Origin of the sequence: Flavobacterium sp. YJ01, from assembly GCF_029320955.1 — a bacterium.
Taxonomy (GTDB): domain Bacteria; phylum Bacteroidota; class Bacteroidia; order Flavobacteriales; family Flavobacteriaceae; genus Flavobacterium.
The window spans coordinates 3654213-3673701 of the sequence record NZ_CP119757.1; the positions used below are offsets into that span (position 1 = coordinate 3654213).

Below are 19489 nucleotides of genomic sequence, written 5' to 3' on the forward strand. Positions count from 1 at the left end.
TTATTTTACGATTTTTTAAGAAATTAATTTTTCAAATACTTCTCTAAAAACTGATCTTGTTCCCAAAGTAAGTGAAGAATATTTTCTTTGGCCGCATAACCATGAGATTCTTTTGGAAGAATAACCATTCTTGCTGGCGCTCCTAATCCTTTTAAAGCTTGGAAATATCTTTCTGTCTGTAAAGTAAAAGTTCCAGGATTGTTATCTGCTTCGCCATGAACTAATAAAATAGGAGTTTTCATTTTATCGGCGTTCATAAAAGGAGACATGGTGTTGTATACTTCCGGAACTTCCCAGTAATTTCTTTGCTCAGTTTGAAATCCGAATGGAGTTAAAGTTCTATTATAAGCACCACTTCTTGCAATTCCGCATGCAAAAAGATTAGAGTGAGTTAATAAATTGGCAGTCATAAAAGCTCCATAAGAATGACCTCCAACGGCTACTTTTTTACGGTTAATATATCCTAAAGCATCAACAGCATCAATTGCAGCAGCGGCATTGTCAACCAATTGAGAAATAAAGTTGTCATTTGGCTCCGTTGTTCCTTCTCCAATAATTGGGAAAGCGGCATCATCTAAAACCACATATCCTTTTGTTACCCAATACACGAAAGATCCATAATAAGGAAACGTAAATTCGTTTGAATTTTGAGTCGATTGTGAAGCACTATTTCTGTCTTTATATTCTGCTGGATAAGCCCAAATCAATAAAGGAAGTTTTTCTTTTTTAGTTTTGTCGTAACCAGCAGGAAGATATAACGTTCCTGAAAGTTCTAAACCATCTTTACGTTTGTACTTTATGACTTCTTTACTAACATCTTTGATGCTTTCAAACGGATTTTTAAAATCTGTAATTGGCGTTAAGCTGTTTTGTTTTTTTATATTTCTAAAATAGTAGTTTGGATATTCGGTTTTAGATTGAATCTGAACTAAGATTTTGCCAGATTTAAAATCTTCAATTTCATAAATATCTTCTTTTTTGTCTTTGTAAGGAGAAGTATAAATTCGTTTTGATTTTAAAGTTTCTAGATTAAATTCATCAATAAAAGGAAACTGACCGTTTTTTGTATAACCTTCTCCAATTCTATAGAGATTATTTTTTTCTACGGCCAAAACATACTTATTGTAAGCATTTTTCTTTGTTTCAAAAGTTCCAGGATCCGAGTAAACATCTTGTGAATTTCGATCTGTAATTAGTTTTGATTGCTGACTCGGATTTGATGGATTTATCAAATAAGATTTTGTGTTTCTAGTATCATACCATTCGTCTGATACTACCGCCAGATTATCATTCCCCCAAATAATGTCGCTAAAACGTTGTGGAAGTTTTACCATTGATGAAGCATTTTTGTCAAAAGGAGCGTCCCAAAGATAAACTTCGTCTCTAAAATCTACTTTTTTAGCTGGATCTCCTTCATCCAAAGCTACAACATAAGATAACGTTGCCGGTTTGTCGTTTCTCCAAGCCATTTCTCTTTTTCCTTTACGAACAGCCATAAACCCTTTTGGCATAATTTCGTTTAACGGAACTTCATTTACAGTTTTAATTTCTTTACCGTTTGTAGAATACACAACTGTTTTAGATGGAAATCTATTTAAAGGAACTACATAAGAAAATGGTTTCTGAATTGTAGTTAGCATGATGTAATTTCCATCAGGAGAAATTCTTTCACCAGCAAACATGGCTGCTTCTTTAAACAAAACGGCATCGCCATTTAATTTCACTTTATATAATTCAGAAGTTATGCTGTTTTCAAAATTAGCTTCATCATTTTTGTTTTTCAACATATCCGGATACGTTCTGTTTTGCGATTTTTCTCCAGAAGTGTTCGAAATAATTGGACCAGTTGGCAAATCTTTTTTTGAATCTAAAAGTGCTGGTCTGTTTTTTGGAAGCATTTTGACTAAAATAGTTTCATTGTCTAAAAACCAGCTAAACGGATTTCCAAGATTCGCATTTACATTCGCCTCTGTAAGTTTTGTAGCTTGTGCCGATGCTACATCTAAAACCCATAGTTCTACTCCAGAAGCGGCAGTGTGAGAAAAAAGGATTTTTTTATCATTTGGCGACCAAAGAATGTTGGCGATTTTAGGATTTTCAGGAAGACCTTTTACCTGAACTTCTTCTTTACCGCTAATTTTTCTAAGTTTAAGATTGGTTACATATGTTACTGTACTCGAAATATTAGTTACAGGGTTGATTCTCAAACCTGCTAAACGAACTTCATCCTGATTTAAATCGTCAAGCGTTTTATATGTATTTCGATAAGTTAAAAGCATGTTTTCCTTTTTTGTATCCATAGATACAGAAGGAGGTCTTTGGTAATCTGCTAAATCTAAAATAGATTTTGAAGGTTTTTGATAAGTTAAATTCTCTTGAGCATAAGAGAAGAAGCTTATGTTTAAAAATAACAACAGCGTAACCTTTAATTTCATAGTTTGAATTTTAGTGGTTTATAAATGGGATTCAAAATGTTTGACTAAGATACTTTCATCTTGTTACATTTTAAGTCTGATTTTTAATTTTTTTCAGTTTTTGTAACAGAAAATTGTCTTTTCAAGAAGTAAATGATTGTATCTGGCTATATTATTAAACTATATTAAATTGTCAATTACGAAAAAAATAGTATTTTGTATACGTATATTTTAAAGTATGCGTAAATTTGCATTCCAATTTTTAATAAATAATAATAGAATATGTATCATTCAAAAATAGCTGGTTTAGGATATTATGTTCCTTCAAATGTGGTGACTAACGATGATTTGTCTAAGATAATGGATACTAATGACGAATGGATTCAGGAAAGAACTGGAATTCAGGAGAGAAGACACATTATTCGTGGAGAAGACACCACAACTTCAATGGGAGTGAAAGCAGCTAAAATTGCAATCGAGCGTTCTGGCGTTGCCAAAGAAGATATTGATTTTGTAGTTTTTGCTACATTAAGTCCAGATTATTATTTTCCAGGGCCTGGAGTTTTGGTTCAGAGAGATTTAGGTCTTAGAACGGTCGGAGCTTTAGATGTTAGAAATCAATGTTCAGGATTTGTTTACGCAATTTCTGTAGCAGATCAATATATAAAAACCGGAATGTATAAAAATATTTTGGTAATTGGTTCAGAAGTTCATTCTACAGGATTAGACATGACAACTCGCGGACGCGGAGTTTCAGTAATTTTTGGAGATGGAGCAGGAGCGGCTGTTTTAAGTCGTGAAGAAGATGTAACAAAAGGAATTCTTTCAACACATTTGCATTCTGAAGGAGAACACGCTGAAGAATTAGCTCTGCAAGCGCCTGGAATGGGAGCTCGTTGGGTAACAGATATTATTGCAGATAATGATCCGAATGATGAAAGTTATTATCCTTATATGAATGGGCAATTTGTATTCAAAAATGCTGTTGTTCGTTTTGCAGAAGTAATCAACGAAGGATTAGAGGCAAATGGTCTTCAAGTTTCAGATATTGATATGCTGATTCCGCATCAAGCGAATTTGAGAATTTCACAATTCATTCAAAACAAATTCAAATTGACAGATGATCAGGTTCATAATAATATTCAGAAATACGGAAATACTACAGCAGCATCTATTCCGATTGCTTTAACAGAAGCTTGGGAACAAGGAAAAATCAAATCTGGCGATACTGTAGTTTTAGCAGCTTTCGGAAGTGGATTTACTTGGGCAAGTGCTATTATCAAATGGTAAAATAATTCATCTTACATTATATTTTTTAAAACCTGCTTCATTTTGGAGCAGGTTTTTTTTATTAATATGTCAGGCTGAGCGAAGTCGAAGCCCAAGTTCCAATTGGCGCGCCCTTCGACTTCGCTCAGGGAGACAAAACTTTGGCGATTATATTTGAGTGATTTCTGTTTGTCAGGCTGAGCGAAGTCGAAGCCCATTCCAATTGGCACACTCTTTTTATTTAGTTTTTGAATTAAAATTCTTACTTTTATTTTTTTGCTAAAAATTATGAAAACATATTATGTCTATATTTTGAAATGCTCTGATGGAAGTTATTACACAGGAATGACAAATGATATAAATAGAAGAATAAATGAACACAATTATGGTTTAAATAAAGAAAGCTATACATTTAATAAAAGACCTTTAGAGTTAGTATTTTGTTCAGATTTTAATGATGTTGTCCAAGCCATAGCATTTGAAAAGCAAGTAAAAGGTTGGAGTAGAAAAAAGAAAGAAGCTATAATAAAAGATAAATGGGAAGATTTGAAGAAACTCTCAGAATGCTTAAATGAAACAAGTCATAAAAATTTTTATAAAAAGAACGTTTAGTAGTAAATTAGCCTTCAATTTTGTTCAGTAGAACACATACGAAGTGTCAAGCTGTGCGGAGTGGAAGCTCAGATTCCAGTAGGAGCGCCCTTCGACTTCGCTCAGGGTGACATAAATTGAGCAAAATTTCTTTGGTTTGTTAAGCCGGATGAAGTAGAAGCACTATTTAATAAAAATACTAATGAAAAAAAATCAACTAGAAATAGCTTGTTTTAATTATGAATCGGCATTAATTGCTCAAGCAAATGGCGCGGACAGAATTGAGCTATGCGAAAATATGAAACTGGGAGGAACTACTCCAAACTCAATTTTGGTATTGAAAGTCCGTGAAAGTTTAAATATAAAAATGCATGTCATTATAAGACCTCGAGGAGGTGATTTTGTTTATTCTGATGAAGAACTTACAGAAATGAAACAAGACATTAAACAATTTAAAAAATTGGGGGTTGATGGTTTTGTTTTCGGAATCTTAAAAGAAAATGGAAAAGTAAATAAAAAGCAAAACAAAGAGTTGGTGCATTTAGCGCACCCTTTGTCTTGTACTTTCCACCGCGCTTTTGATGTTGTTAAAAATCCGGAGAAATCACTTGAAACTATTATAGATTGTGGTTTCAAAACGATTTTGACTTCTGGTCAAGGTGTAAATGTTGAAGAAGGAATTTTAGCTTTGGAAAGACTCCAGGAATTAGCTGGAGATCGCATTGAAATTATGCCAGGCGGCGGTTTGAGATCTTCAAATGTAAAATTGCTTCAAGAAAAATTAGACTTGACTTTTTATCATTCATCAGCTATAACAAACGATACAGAAATTGCAAATCCTGAAGAAATAAAAGAAATACGTAATTTTCTATAAGTTTTATAAATAAAAAAAGTCTGGAGTTGGCATCTCCAGACTTTTTTTCTACAAAAAATTATTCTAAAATTATTTAAAAAAATCTTGCAATAAGACGATTAGAACATTCCGCCTCCGTCTTTATTCGTATTATCATCTCTTTGTTTACGCTGTAAGTTTTTGATTTTTCCACCGCCAAAGTTATACGTTAAACCTACATAAACTGTTTGGCTTTCCCAAGTAAACTGACCTGCTTGAGGATAAGGATATTGTGTGTCAAAAGCATATTTCATAGTTTTGAAAACGTCATTAAAACGTACGCTGATGTTCATTTTATTGTCTAACAAAGTGTAGCGCGAACCAATATCCATTTTATACATTTCGTGACTATTGTTTTGAAGTCCATCAACTGCGCCTCTGTAAAATCCGAATAATAAGAAGCTTAAACGTTTGTTGGCTTTGAAGTTAGAGTTCATACGTCCGTTGAAAGCAGCGACAGTAATTTTTCTTTCAATAGGATTACTGCTATTATCAGCAGCATTATACTGAAAAACAATACCTTGCTGATTAATGCTTGAAAAATCAATAGATGGCTGAATATCCCACCATTTTGTAATTTTATAGTTAAATGAAGCTTCAAATCCGTAAGCAGTATTATGATCGTAGTTTGTAAAAGACATGATCTGTTTTTCTTTGCTTGGATCTGCTGGATCTGGGTATAGAATTCTGCTAATCTGGTCGTTAATACTTCTCACAAAAACACCAGCTGTAAAGCTTCCTTTTTCTAATGTTTTAGTATAATTCACTTCTACAGAATTGGTAAACTGCGGTCTTAATTCTGGATTTCCTAAAGATGTAACTAAAGGAGTTGCAAACTCACGAATAGGTTTTGTCTGCTCTAAACTCGGACGGTCGACACGACGGCTGTAGCTAAACTGTAAAGTGTTTTTCTCTGTTATGTTGTACGTTAAATAAGCTGATGGATACAAAGTGATATAATCGTCATCAAACATCGTTTGGCCATAATTTAAATTAGCTTGAACTTTATAGCTTTCAAAACGAGCTCCCACTTGGTAGCTTAGTTTTTTGAATTTCTGTCCAAATGTTACATAAGCAGAATAAATGTCAGTATCATACGTGTAATGTGAAGTTCTGTCTGCAACTGGAAGTAACGGGTTTCCTGTTGTGTAATCATTTCCGGTTCTTGTAATTCTAGCTTCAGCACCAGCTTCAAGAGTTGTTTTTTCGTTTAATGGATTAACATAATCAACATTTAATGTTGTTAGTTTTCGAGTGCCTTTCAAGAAATCATTATACAAAATATCAGAACTTGTGTTGTCTGTCTTTGTTGTTTCGGTATCAAAAGAAGCATGTTGAGATTCTTTATTATCACTATAATTTCCTTCAAAATCTAAAGTATGTCCTTCTTTTTTGAAAATGTGTTTGTAAGCCAAATTATAAGTTCCAACTTGATCTGGCCCCCAATATCTTGATTTCTGAAAGATATTTGAAATATCAGAATTAGTTACGTTATTATAATCGATATCTGTATCTACAAAACCTTTTCCGTTAGATTTATTCTGATTTGTGTAAATCGATAATGTATTGTGATCGTCGATTAAAAAATCCATTCCAATCTTATATAAATAAGAATCATTATCGTTCATTACATCAATTTTCTGAACAATATCTTGATCAAATCTTCTAATGAAACCGTCGTTATAATACGTTCCAAAGTTCTGTCCTACATTTCCAAAGAAATTTACTTTTCCAGTTTTATAATTTAAATCTAAAGACTGATTGTATTTTGCAGTTTCACCAAAAGTGATTCCGCCGCTGTAAGTTCCGTTAAAACCAGTGTTAGCGTTTTTATGCAAAATAATATTGATAATTCCAGACATTCCTTCTGGGTTATATTTTGCACTTGGATTTGTAATCAACTCAATTTTTTTGATAGAAGTTGACGGAATTTGTTTTAACAATTGTGCAGGATCAATGTTCGATGGACGTCCGTCAATTAATACACGAACATTATCATTCCCGCGAAGCGAAAGTTTTCCGTCCTGATCTACATTCACAGAAGGAATATTGTTCATAATATCCGATGCCGAAGCTCCAGCAGTTGTCAAGTCTTTACCAACCGTAACTACTTTTCTGTCAATTTTTTGTTCGATAGTAGAACGTTCAGCAATAATATTTACACCTTTTAATTGTGTAGCTTCTTCTTCTAAAGAAACATTAACAGTAGCAGACTTTTTGTTTTCGCTCAAAAGAACAGAACCAACATATTTTCTAAAACCAATATATTGAATTTCGATAGTATAACTTTTTAAAGCTATATTTTTAAATGAAAAATCTCCATTATCGTCTGTATTAACTCCAGAGACTACTTTTCCATTTTCTTTAAGAGAAACTGTTGCATAAGAAACAGGCATTCCGTTTGATTTCTCTGTAATTTTCCCAGATACATTTCCTGTATTCTGGGCTTGTGCTGTTGCGATTACCCCCAATAACGCAAACAGAAAGATTTTTAATTTCATGATTTTTACTGATTATTTTTGATTTGATTGATGATGATTGTGTTAGTTACTTATTTTTGTTTTTTCTTTTTTTTTTAACTCCAGAAATAAATTTGAAGTCTCTATTAAGACTCTTTTGTGTTTAATATGTTACAACAAATTGCAAAAAAATATTTCGAAATTTTTCACATCCCTTGTTTTGTAGGAGATTAAGCTTTTAGTTTTTTGATAATTTTAACAATTCAAAAAACTGCTTTTTTATTAAATTCTAATCCTTTTCCTGAATTTAATATGTTTTTGATTTTCTCTAATTGATGAATAAGCAGTATCTTTGCTCACTTTAAAATAAGTTTACATGTCATTACCACAAATTCTTACACCTTCTATACAAAAAGCAATACAAGCATTATTTGATGTTACTGTTGATAAAATCGAATTTCAAACTACCAGAAAAGAGTTTGAAGGAGATATTACAATGGTTATTTTTCCATTGTTGAAAGTAATTAAAAGTAATCCAGCTGAATTAGGAAACAAAATTGGAAATTATCTAGTTGAAAATGTTTCTGAAGTTGCTCGCTTTAATGTAGTTTCAGGCTTTTTGAATATTGTAATTTCAGATAGTTATTATGTAAATTTCTTTAACGGAATTAGAGATAACAAGAAATTTGGATATGTAACTCCAAACCCAGATGAAAAAGCGGTAATGGTAGAATATTCTTCTCCAAACACCAATAAACCTTTACACTTAGGTCACGTCCGTAACAATTTGTTAGGATATTCTGTTGCGGAAATTCTAAAAGCTTCAGGCAAAAAAGTATACAAAACTCAAATTATCAACGATCGTGGAATTCATATCTGTAAATCGATGTTGGCTTGGGAAAAATTTGGAAACGGAGAAACTCCAGAAACTTCTGGTTTAAAAGGAGATAAATTGGTTGGTAAATATTATGTGGAGTTTGATAAAGCTTACAAAAATGAAATCAACGCTTTAATCGAAACAGGTAAAACAGAAGAAGAAGCTAAAAAACAAGCGCCAATTATAATTGAAGCGCAAGACATGCTGAAGAAATGGGAAGCTGGTGATGAAAAAGTAATTGAGCTTTGGAAAAAAATGAACGAATGGGTTTATGAAGGTTTCGCAACCACTTACACAAATCTTGGTGTAAATTTTGATAAATATTACTACGAAAGCAACACCTATTTATTAGGAAAAGATGTTGTTCAAGTTGGATTAGATAAAGGTGTTTTCGAAAAAGATCCAGACGGTTCTGTTTGGATTGATTTGACTGATGAAGGTTTAGATCGTAAAATCGTTTTACGTTCTGATGGAACCGCAGTTTACATGACGCAAGATATTGGAACCGCAATTCAGCGTGTAAAAGATATGCCAGATGTTGGCGGAATGGTTTACACAGTTGGAAACGAGCAAGATTATCACTTCAAAGTATTATTCTTGATCTTAAAAAAATTAGGTTTTGATTGGGCTTCAAGCTTATATCATTTGTCATATGGGATGGTAGATTTGCCTTCTGGAAAAATGAAAAGCCGTGAAGGAACCGTTGTAGATGCAGATGATTTGATGCAAGATATGACAGATACAGCAAAGCAAATCTCAGAAGATTTAGGAAAGCTTGATTACTATTCTGATGAAGAAAAAGCAAAACTGTATAAAACAATTGGTCTTGGAGCTTTAAAATATTACATTTTAAAAGTAGATCCTAAAAAACGTATTTTGTTTAATCCAGCGGAATCTGTTGATTTTGCAGGAAATACAGGTCCGTTTATTCAATATACTTATGCCAGAATTCAATCGATAATCCGTAAAGCCGATTTTGATTTTGCGGCTGAGATTCAAATTGAAGAATTGCACGAAAAAGAAAAAGAATTGGTAAAACAAATCGAACTTTTTCCAGAAATAATTCAGAACGCGGCACAAAATCATAGCCCAGCTTTGATTGCCAATTATACTTACGATCTGGTAAAAGAATACAATTCATTCTATCAATCTGTTCATATTTTAGGAGAAGCCGATTTAACTAAAAAAATATTTAGAGTACAGCTTTCTCAAAAAGTAGCAGAGATAATAAAATCAGCATTCGAATTGTTAGGAATTGAAGTTCCTGAAAGAATGTAATTTTTTGTAAGAAATATTTTAAAAGCCAATAGTTCTACTATTGGCTTTTTTTATTGCTTTTTAGACCTATTGGGGAGTGTTTAAAATTATTTCTTAAATACTTTTACTTCTGAAAATATTTACAGATTTAATAAGCTGTTGATAGAAAATTCTTCCTTATATCAATTTTTTATTATTTTGAATTAGTAAGCTTTTAATAAAAAACATATGAGGTAAAAAACAAAACCGTCTATTGAGACGGTTTTTTTATTTGTAAGATAAAGGCTTCTTTTAATTGTGTTAAAAATAAATAAAATCTTGTTAAAAGTAATTTAATTTTCTAAGTTGCGCCCCTTAATTAAAAAAGCTATAAATGAAAAAGAAAATTAAAGGGTTTGTAATTCTTGCATTTTTGTTTACTGTTCAAATATTTTTTGCACAGGAAAAAACAATTTCAGGAATTGTGTCAGATACGAACGGGCCAATTCCGGGTGCGAATGTCGTGGTAAAAGGAACTAGTAATGGAGTGCAAACCGATTTTGATGGAAAATATAAGATTAAAGCAAAAACAGGAGATGTTTTGGTGTTTTCTTATGTAGGAATGAAAGATCAAGCCATTACAGTTGTGAATTCATCTGCGGTAAATGTTAAAATGCATGAAGCTGGCGAAGAATTGCAAGAAGTTGTAGTTGTTACGGCATTAGGAGTTAAGAAAAGTGCTCGTGCTATTGGATATGCTACCCAGGAAGTAAAAGCGGCCGATATTACAAGAGGAAATAATAATAGTCTTTCTGGCGCTTTGCAAGGTAAGTTGGCAGGAGTTCAAATCACGCCTTCAAGTGGTGCTCCAGGAGCTTCTTCTCAAATAGTAATTCGCGGTGCTCGATCTTTCACAGGAAATAATAGTCCTTTGTATGTTATTGATGGTATGCCTGTAGCATCACAACCAGACTTTAGCACTGGAAATGGAGTTACAGGATCTGATATTGCTAACAGAGCTGTAGATATTGATCCAAACGAAATTGAATCAATAAATGTTTTAAAGGGACAAGCAGCATCTGCATTATATGGTTTGAGAGCATCAAACGGAGTAATTGTGATTACTACAAAAAGCGGAAAGAATTCTGGTCAAAACGGCAAACCTATTATTACTTTTAATACTTCTACAAGTTTTGAAACAATTTCGAAGAAACCAAGTACACAAAATGAATATGCTCAAGGTTCAAATGGCGTATTTAATCCAAATGCTTCAACAAACTGGGGACCAAAAATTTCAGAATTGCCAAACGATCCCATTTATGGTGGAAATGTTGCCAATGCGCTTAATGGCGGGGTATTAAAACCAGGGAAATATTATGTGCCTCAAAGAGCAAAAGCTGGTTTAGATCCGTGGGTTAATCCTAGAGCTTATAATAATATTAATGATTTTTTTAATACGGGAATTACGATCAATAACTCGCTAAATATTTCTCAAGCGACAGAAAAAACTAACTATTCATTTGGTATAGGTACATCAAAACAAGATGGTATTATTCCTGAAACTGGTATGAGTAGATATACTGCAAAGGCTGTAGTAGATACAAAACTAAATAATGAATGGAAGACAGGTTTTTCTTTTAATTATATTCAAACCAAAATAAACAAAAGTACATCAGCAAATGACGGTGCTATAGTTGGTGTTTTTGCTGCTCCAAGAAGTTACGATTTAAAAGGAATTGGTTACGCTAACCCATCAAATCCGTACGATCAAATTTATTATAGACCAAGTGTTTTTAATAATCCTTACTGGGCTGCTAACAACAACGAATTTAGTGAAAAAACTAATCGTGCTTTTGGAAATACATATATTCAATATGCTCCAATTATAAGTTCAAATGGAAATCAAAAATTAACAGTTAAGTATCAGGTAGGTGTAGATTCATGGACTACCAATTACAGAAATATTTTTGAATTTGGAAATAAACTTGATTTATCAGGACAAAGTAGTAGTGCACATCTTTTTGGTACAACAAATGATGTAATTAACTCTTTATTTACTTTAAATTACAATTTAAATATAACAAAGGATCTTAACTTAAATGTTTTAGTTGGAAATGAATATAACCATCAAAATACTAAAGAATATGATGAAATAGGAACGGCTTTTAACTTTGGTGGGTGGCCAACAATTGCTAATGCCAGAACAATAACCGCTGAAGAATACCGTAGACAAATACGTACAGTTGGTTTTTTTAGTAATATTGAATTGTCTTTCAGAAATATGCTTTTCTTGAGTGGTACTATTCGTAAAGATATTGCATCAAATATGCCAAGAGGAAATAGAGATTTTATTTATCCATCTGCTTCTTTAGGTTTTGTGGTAACAGAATTAGAAGGCTTAAAAGAGAATTCATTTCTTTCGTATGCAAAACTTAGAGGATCAATTGCTCAGGTAGGACAAGCAGGAAATTACATAGGAAATTATTATACTACTCCATCTTATGGTGGCGGATTTTGGTCAGGACAACCAATACAATATCCTTTGGGAGGTATTAGTTCATATATTCCTAACAATGTACAATATGATCCAAATTTAAAACCACAAAACACAAAATCCTATGAGATTGGTGTAGACTTGAAATTTTTCAATAACAGAGTTGGAGTTGATTATACTTTTTCTAAACAAAATTCAACAGATCAAATTTTTAGCGTTCCATTAGCTGGTTCAACAGGAGCCAGTTCACTTGTGACAAATGGAGGAAAAATGCGTAATGATGTACACGAATTAACTTTAATGTTAAATCCAGTGCGTACAAAAGATTTTAATTGGACATTAAATGCAAACTTCTCGAAAATTGACTCTTACGTTGAAGCATTAGCAAATGGTGTTGATAATATTTTTTTAGGCGGATTTGTAACTCCGCAACTTAGAGCTAGTGTGGGAGATCGTTTTCCTGTTATTTACGGTACAGGTTATGCTAGAGATGCTCAAAATAATATTATAGTAAATGCTCAAGGACTTCCTGTAGCTGATGGTGAACTAAAAGTATTGGGAGAAGTTGCTCCAAAATTTACTTTAGGAGGTTCTACTCAATTTATATATAAAAGAATTTCAGTGGGAGCTGTTGTTGACTGGAAAAATGGCGGAAATATTTATAGCGGATCAAACAACTTAATGAGTTACTATGGAGTAGATGCAAGAACAGCTGATAGAACTTCTGAATTTGTATTTCCAGGTTTTAAAGAAGACGGAACTCCAAATGATATTGTTAGAGGAGGTGTTTCAGATCCTAATGCACAACAACAATTGCAAGCAGCATTAAATGGTATTGCAGAATCTGCCGTTTTTGACGCAAGTTTTGTAAAATTAAGAGAAGTCACTTTGGGATACCAATTTCCTAAATTGTTAAATAATTCTGTTGATCTTAGAACTTCAGTTTTTGCAAGAAACATTTTATTGTGGTCAAAAATGCCTAATCTTGATCCAGAAGCTACACAAGGAAATAATAATTTCTCGGGTGGATTCGAACAATGGTCAATGCCACAAACAAAGAGCATCGGTTTTGGAATGAACTTTACATTTTAATTAAAATCAAATGAAAAATATAAAAATAGCAATAACAGCTTTAGTAACTTTATTTTTATTTCAGTCTTGTTCTGAAGATAAGATGGATGAGATAAATAAGAATGTGAATAATCCAACAGATATGGCAAGCCGTTTAATAATTACTGATGTAATGGTTAATTCTGCTTTTACTGTTACGGGCTCCGATGCCTCTTTCTATGCAGGAATATATTCTGAATTAAATGCGGGAAATCATAACCAAATGTATAATGCACAAGTTAGACGCTCCGAACCTCAATTATCTTCTACTTATAATAATGGATGGAATAATAGTTATGAACAACTAAAAACATTACGCATTATTATTGATAAATGTACAGCAGGAGAAGAAAAAGGAAACTATCAGACATTAGGAATAGCTCAAATACTATTAGCTTATAATTTAGCTGTTCTGACAGATTTATTCGGCGATGTTCCTTATGAAGAAGCTGGAAAATCGGGAATAATTTTTCAGCCTAAGGTTGATAAACAAGAAGCAATTTATCAAGATATATTTGCTAAATTAAACGAGGGTATAGCTAACCTAAAAAAAGCAACGACTTATTCAAGTTTAGGAAATCAGGACTTGATTTATGGCGGAAATTCGGCAAAATGGATAAAAGCGGCGAATGGCTTATTGGCGAGATACACTATGAGGTTGTCTTTTAGAAAAGCAGATTATCAAGGTGTAATTAATTATGTTAATGCTTCTTTTAATAGTGCTGATGATGAATTGAAATTTGTAAACGCTGGTGTGCCAAATCCTTATGCCAGATTTCAGTTAGACAGAGGCGCGATATGTGTGGCTAAAAGTTTCTATAATACCATGATTGCAAATGGGCCAACCGATGTTCGTACGGATGTATTCTTTTCTAAAATCGCAGGAGTAGTTGTTCCTTTTGACAACTCAAAAGAAGATATAGAGGGACAAGGTATTTATTCTATCTCTGCACTTATGAGTGAGAAAAATCCAATTTATTTATTAAGCTACCATGAATTATTATTCTTGAAAGCAGAAGCAGAAGCTAGGTTAGGTTTGTCTCAAGCACAAATTACCATGAATGCAGCTATAAAAGCATCTTATACAAAAAAACAAGCAGTAACATTTACTGAAGTTCAAGCAGATGCTTACATAGCTTCTATTGGTGCACTAACTGGTGATGCATTATTAAAAAAGATTATGATTGAAAAACATATCTCTTTTTACGAAAATGAAGGTATTGAATCTTATAATGATATTAGACGCTTGCAAGCAATGGGAAATGGAAATCTTATTCCGATGGTAAATCCAAAGCCTAATTTATTTCCTTTAAGATTTGCTTACGGTCAATCAGATGTTGCGTCGAATTCCAATATAAAAGATTTATATGGAGACGGATCTTATGTGTATAAGGAAAATGTTTGGTGGGCAGGAGGTTCTAGGTAATAGAATAGTACTCGTCATTAAAAAAGATAAAAAAAGCCGGAAGTCTAAAAAACTTCCGGCCTTTTTATAACAACTAATTCTAATTACTTAACAAATTTGTCAATGATTTTATCTGTTTCTGCTTTTGCAGTATCTGGTTTCAAATCAAATAATAGAGAGTAAAGCGCTTTTCTATCAACTTTAGCTTCTAAGTTTAAGTCTTTATGTCTGTCAAAAAGAGTTTGCCATTTGTCACGAACATTTTTCCAGATTGCATTGTTCGCTACCCACCATTTTTGTGCTGCGATACATTTAACATCTGGAACTTTAGTGTAAACGTCAAATCCTTTTTCTTGTGCTAACAAAACATCTTTTCCAGCATCGTCACGAACTAATTTGTCGTTGTCTTGCTCATGATTCCATCCTGTAGCTGTGATTTCGTGAATGTTTCTTCTTTTTAAAACATTGTAATCGTTACGTTTTGTTTGCTCTCTTCTTGGAAGCGGTGCATCAGCAACGTTTGCCCAGTAATCTTTTCCGTCAATGTGAACCCAAGTCGAAGATCCTTCATATCTCGGACTATCATCTACTTGATATACTTTTTGAGTCCATTGACCTTTAACCGCTTTTTTGTCTAATTTTTTGTATTTCCAAGAATTCCCTTTGTCAAAAGAATATAAGTCTGTGTTTTCGTATAACCAATCTTGTCTCCAGTGTTTGATAATCATATCATCACTTACAATAAGTAAATGCTGCATTACAATTTTGTTTGGAGTGTCTTCTAATAATTCAACCCATTCTAAAGCAGATTCGTGTTTTGTTTCAGATGGTTTATAAGTAAGAGAATCTTTTGGGTATGAGAATGTTTCAGTGAAATTAAATTTCACTTCATAACAACCACACATTGATTTTATAGACTTAATATCTTGTTGTTTCTTGTCCTGACTAAAACCAAGACTGCATGTTAAAGCCACAGCGGCTGACATTAAAAGGCTTTTTGAAATCATAACTTATTGTTTTGTTTTTAAATTTTTTGCAAATATATAAATTTAATTTAGAACAATTAAAAATAGTTATATATTTGCATCGATTATTAAGACTGAATTAAAATAATGAAAATAAAATTTACCCTTTTTGCTGGACTACTTTTTTGTTCGTATTCTTTTGCTCAGCAAAAAGATAGTATTGTTTCTCAAGAAAAACTTTCTGAGGTTGTTGTGACAGGACAGTTAGAACCGCAGTCAATTAAGAAATCTGTCTTTAATGTTAGAGTAATTTCTAAAGAAGATATTAAGCAGTTGGCAGCAAACAACTTATCAGATGTGCTGAATCAATATTTAAATATAAGTATTAGAACTAGTGGAAGCGACGGGCGTTCTACTGTTTCTATGTTTGGATTAGATTCACAATATTTTAAAATATTAATTGATAATATTCCTTTAGTAAGTGATACAGGAATGGGAACAAATGTCGATTTAACTCAGGTAAATCTAGATGATGTTGAGCGTATCGAAATCATAGAAGGTTCAATGGGAGTTACTCACGGAGCAAATGCAGTGAGCGGTATTTTGAATATTATTACAAAAAAAGGGGGTGGTTACAGATGGCAGATAAGTGCAACTGTTCAAGAAGAAACAGTAGGTAATGAGTATGCACTTTTTGATAAGGGTCGTCATATTCAATCGGCAAAAATTGCACATAATTTTAATGAACATTGGTTTATAAATGTTGGTGGAAATCGTAATGATTTTGCTGGTTTTTACGATAATAAAAAAGGAAAAGATTACGGGCTAAACGATGGACTTCGTGGTTATGAATGGCTTCCTAAAGATCAATTAGTTGGAAATGCCATGTTAGGATATCAGAAGAATAATTTTAGGATTTTTTACAAATTTGATTATTATGGAGAAGATGTGCATTATTACAGTCCAATCTTAATTCCTCAAGATAATTATCCTTTTCCTGAAACCTATTTTGCAAATGATAAACGGTTTTTAACAAATCGTTTTTACCACCATTTAAATTCTAACGGAAAGCTTTTCTCAAAACTGAATTATAATGTTTCGTTGTCTCACCAAAAGCAGGAACGCGATGTTGAAAAATTCAATTATCAAATTGAAACAAAAGAAGAATTTGCTAATGACAGACAAACCTACCAGTCTAAAGAAGTATTTTATTCTACAGGAACATTAAGTAATTTCTTTAATAATCCAAAAGTAGATTTTCAGATGGGTTATGAAATAACAAATGAAAACGGATTTTATGATGCATCGGCTGGTACCTTTAAAAACGATCAGCAGCAATCTGTAGATGTCAGAAAGCGATTAGAAAACTACGATATTTTTTCAGTTGCTGAAATTAGTTTAAGTGATAAATTTTCGATCAGACCAGGACTTCGTTATTCAATTCAATCTAATTTTGATAACCAGTATGCTAGTTCACTAGGCTTGCGATATTTATTTCAAAAAGGTTTAGAGGCTAGAGCTTCATTAGGAAAATCATATCGTACACCAAACTTTGATGAACTATATACCTATTTTGTTGACTCTAATCATAATCTTCAAGGTAATCCTAATTTGGTGCCAGAAAATAGTACTTCGTATGAGGTGAGTTTTAAAAGATCTTGTGCTTTAGGATCAGGAGCTCAGATCGCTAATAATTTAGCTGTAACTTATATGGATGTTGATGATCGAATTGATATGGTTTTGACACAAGTAACTCCAAGTCAAGTTTACGAATATGTCAATATCAACAAGTATAAAATGTGGAATATCTCTACCACAGAGCAGTTTACTTATAAAAATTTGACAGCTAAAGTTGGTGCTGCAGTAGTTGGAATTTCTAGAAAATTAGATTTGGCAGCTTTAAACCTAACTTCTGATGATAAATTTTTGTATTCACTTCAGTTAAACTCTAGTATTTCATACAACATACCAAAATGGAATACACTATTTGCAGTTTATTACAAATTTAATGGAGAACAGCAAAGGTTTGTTGCAGGAACAGGCACAGATGGAAGTGCTCAATTCTTCTTGGAAGAAATAAAGCCATACAGCTGGATGGATGCTTCGGTACGTAAAACTTTCTTTAAGAATCAGTTTGAAGTTACGGTTGGAGCTCGAAATTTATTTGATATAACAAATGTTCAATCTGTCCGAAATGGAGGAGGAGATTCTACAGGTGGAGCACACGCCGCAGGTAGTACAGATCTTTTATTAGGATATGGACGTTCTTACTTTTTAAAATTAACGTATAATCTAAATTTAAATTAATAATAACATGAAAAAGAACTTTATTTTAATACTATCTTTTGTATTACTAGCTCTTGGAGCTTGTAGTAGCGATGATGAGGTGGCTCAAGCAAATGCTGTAGCTTTTGCTGCTACTTCAGTAAATTTATCTGCGGAAACTACGCCGATTGAAATTAAATTTGCATCTCCAACTGCTTCAGCTGGGTCATTAACTTTGACTGTTACTGAAACTGCAGTAGCAAGTGGCACAGATTTTAGCACTACTCCAGCAGTAGCAGCTAACACTGTTGTTGTTCCTTTTGATAAAGGAGTTTCTTCTGTTAGTTTTTCTTTTAAAAAATTAAAAGAAGCTATCGAAGGACAAGTTAAAAATGTGGTTTTCACAATCCAGAGCATTACTATTAATTCTGTAATTTCTGAGAACAAATCAATTCAGGTAAACTTTAATGAAACAGCTTCATTAGGAAGTGCTTTAGCAGCTGAAGTTGGTGGATCATTCGAGCAAAATCAAGTTTATGTTGATTTAAGCAGTGGAAAAATGACTAATGTTCTAAGAACATCTTGGGATCTTGGATTTTATTCAGGTTTAGATTTTAAAGTTGTAATCAACAATTCTGTGAAAATGTCTGTTAAACAAACAACAAGCACAAATATTGATGAAGTTCAAGTAGAAGATGAAGCAATGGTTATTAATCAAGGTAATGGAAGTGTTACACAAATTGATGATCCATCAGGAGATCTTGCTAAAACAGCTATCGCAACAATTTCTGCTACGGAGTCTGATAATAAAGTTTATGTAGTTAATTTAGGAAGTAATCCTGGTACAACTGAACCAGCTGTAGGAGCTGAAGGTTCTGCAAGTGGAACTTCTAGAGGATGGAAAAAAATCAGAATTTTAAGAAGTGGAAATGACTATAAAATCCAATATGCAGATTTAGCAGCTACAACTCACCAAGAAGTAGTAGTTACAAAAAATGCAGCTTACAATTTTACATTCTTTAGCTTGTTAGACAAGAAAACAGTAAGTGTTGAACCACAAAAAGCACAGTGGGATATCAACTTTACAACTTTTACAAACACTACTCAAGGTCCAACAGGATTAGCTCCATATCATTTTGCTGATTTCGTTTTGAGCAATCTTAAAGGTGGTGCAAAAGCGTATCAAGTTTTAAACACTGAATTTACATATGATGCATTTACATTAGCAAATGTAGCAACTGCTAAATTTACAGAAGATCAAAGAAATATTGGATCTAACTGGAGAGGTACTAGTGCTAATGGTCCAGGTGGTATTCCGGTTTCTCAGTTTGTTCTAAGAACAGATCGTTTCTTTATTGTTAAAGATCCAGCAGGAAATGTTTATAAATTGAAATTTACAGGTGGAGCAAATGCAGATGGAAAAAGAGGTTATCCTACTTTCCAATATGCTATCTTGAAATAATTTTAAAATGAAAATCTAAAAAATATAAAGATTGTTCATTCTAATATATA

General features: G+C 32.7%; 11 protein-coding genes. 8 read left to right on the plus strand and 3 right to left on the minus strand.

The annotated features are described in order from the left end of the window. Positions 1-23: 23 nt before the first annotated feature. Complete coding sequence (locus P0R33_RS16075; protein ID WP_276172198.1) at positions 24-2435, minus strand: prolyl oligopeptidase family serine peptidase; 2412 nt, start codon at positions 2433-2435, stop codon at positions 24-26. A 261-nt stretch (positions 2436-2696) separates the two neighbouring features. Between P0R33_RS16075 and P0R33_RS16080 the strand changes: the two genes are divergently transcribed. The 3 genes from P0R33_RS16080 (at position 2697) to P0R33_RS16090 (ending at position 5148) form a co-directional block, all read left to right on the plus strand. Then, a complete protein-coding gene (locus tag P0R33_RS16080) occupies positions 2697-3704 on the plus strand; it encodes a beta-ketoacyl-ACP synthase III (protein ID WP_125722408.1) in 1008 nt (335 codons plus the stop codon). 267 nt (positions 3705-3971) lie between these two features. Further along, complete coding sequence (locus P0R33_RS16085; RefSeq protein WP_276172200.1) at positions 3972-4295, plus strand: GIY-YIG nuclease family protein; 324 nt, start codon at positions 3972-3974, stop codon at positions 4293-4295. A gap of 181 nt (positions 4296-4476) precedes the next feature. Beyond that, positions 4477-5148, plus strand: coding sequence for a copper homeostasis protein CutC (locus tag P0R33_RS16090; protein WP_276172202.1), 672 nt, complete (start codon positions 4477-4479; stop codon positions 5146-5148). Between the two features lie 98 nt (positions 5149-5246). Here P0R33_RS16090 and P0R33_RS16095 read toward each other — a convergent pair whose 3' ends face one another. Then, positions 5247-7667 (minus strand): TonB-dependent receptor, encoded by a 2421-nt coding sequence (locus P0R33_RS16095; RefSeq protein ID WP_276172204.1) that lies wholly within the window; start codon positions 7665-7667, stop codon positions 5247-5249. A gap of 334 nt (positions 7668-8001) precedes the next feature. Between P0R33_RS16095 and argS the strand changes: the two genes are divergently transcribed. From argS to P0R33_RS16110, 3 genes are all read left to right on the plus strand, one after another. Further along, positions 8002-9780 (plus strand): arginine--tRNA ligase, encoded by a 1779-nt coding sequence (gene argS, locus P0R33_RS16100; RefSeq protein WP_276172205.1) that lies wholly within the window; start codon positions 8002-8004, stop codon positions 9778-9780. A 352-nt stretch (positions 9781-10132) separates the two neighbouring features. Further along, positions 10133-13324 (plus strand): SusC/RagA family TonB-linked outer membrane protein, encoded by a 3192-nt coding sequence (locus P0R33_RS16105; protein WP_276172206.1) that lies wholly within the window; start codon positions 10133-10135, stop codon positions 13322-13324. 10 nt (positions 13325-13334) lie between these two features. Continuing rightward, positions 13335-14768, plus strand: a complete 1434-nt coding sequence (locus P0R33_RS16110) for a SusD/RagB family nutrient-binding outer membrane lipoprotein (RefSeq protein ID WP_276172208.1) — start codon at positions 13335-13337, stop codon at positions 14766-14768. Between the two features lie 83 nt (positions 14769-14851). Here P0R33_RS16110 and P0R33_RS16115 read toward each other — a convergent pair whose 3' ends face one another. Next, a complete protein-coding gene (locus tag P0R33_RS16115) occupies positions 14852-15754 on the minus strand; it encodes a DUF6607 family protein (protein WP_276172210.1) in 903 nt (300 codons plus the stop codon). 105 nt (positions 15755-15859) lie between these two features. On the opposite strand from P0R33_RS16115, the gene P0R33_RS16120 reads away from it, so the two are divergent. Continuing rightward, positions 15860-18019, plus strand: coding sequence for a TonB-dependent receptor (locus P0R33_RS16120; RefSeq protein WP_276172212.1), 2160 nt, complete (start codon positions 15860-15862; stop codon positions 18017-18019). Between the two features lie 7 nt (positions 18020-18026). Next, complete coding sequence (locus P0R33_RS16125; protein WP_276172214.1) at positions 18027-19439, plus strand: HmuY family protein; 1413 nt, start codon at positions 18027-18029, stop codon at positions 19437-19439. The last annotated feature ends 50 nt before the right edge of the window (positions 19440-19489 follow it).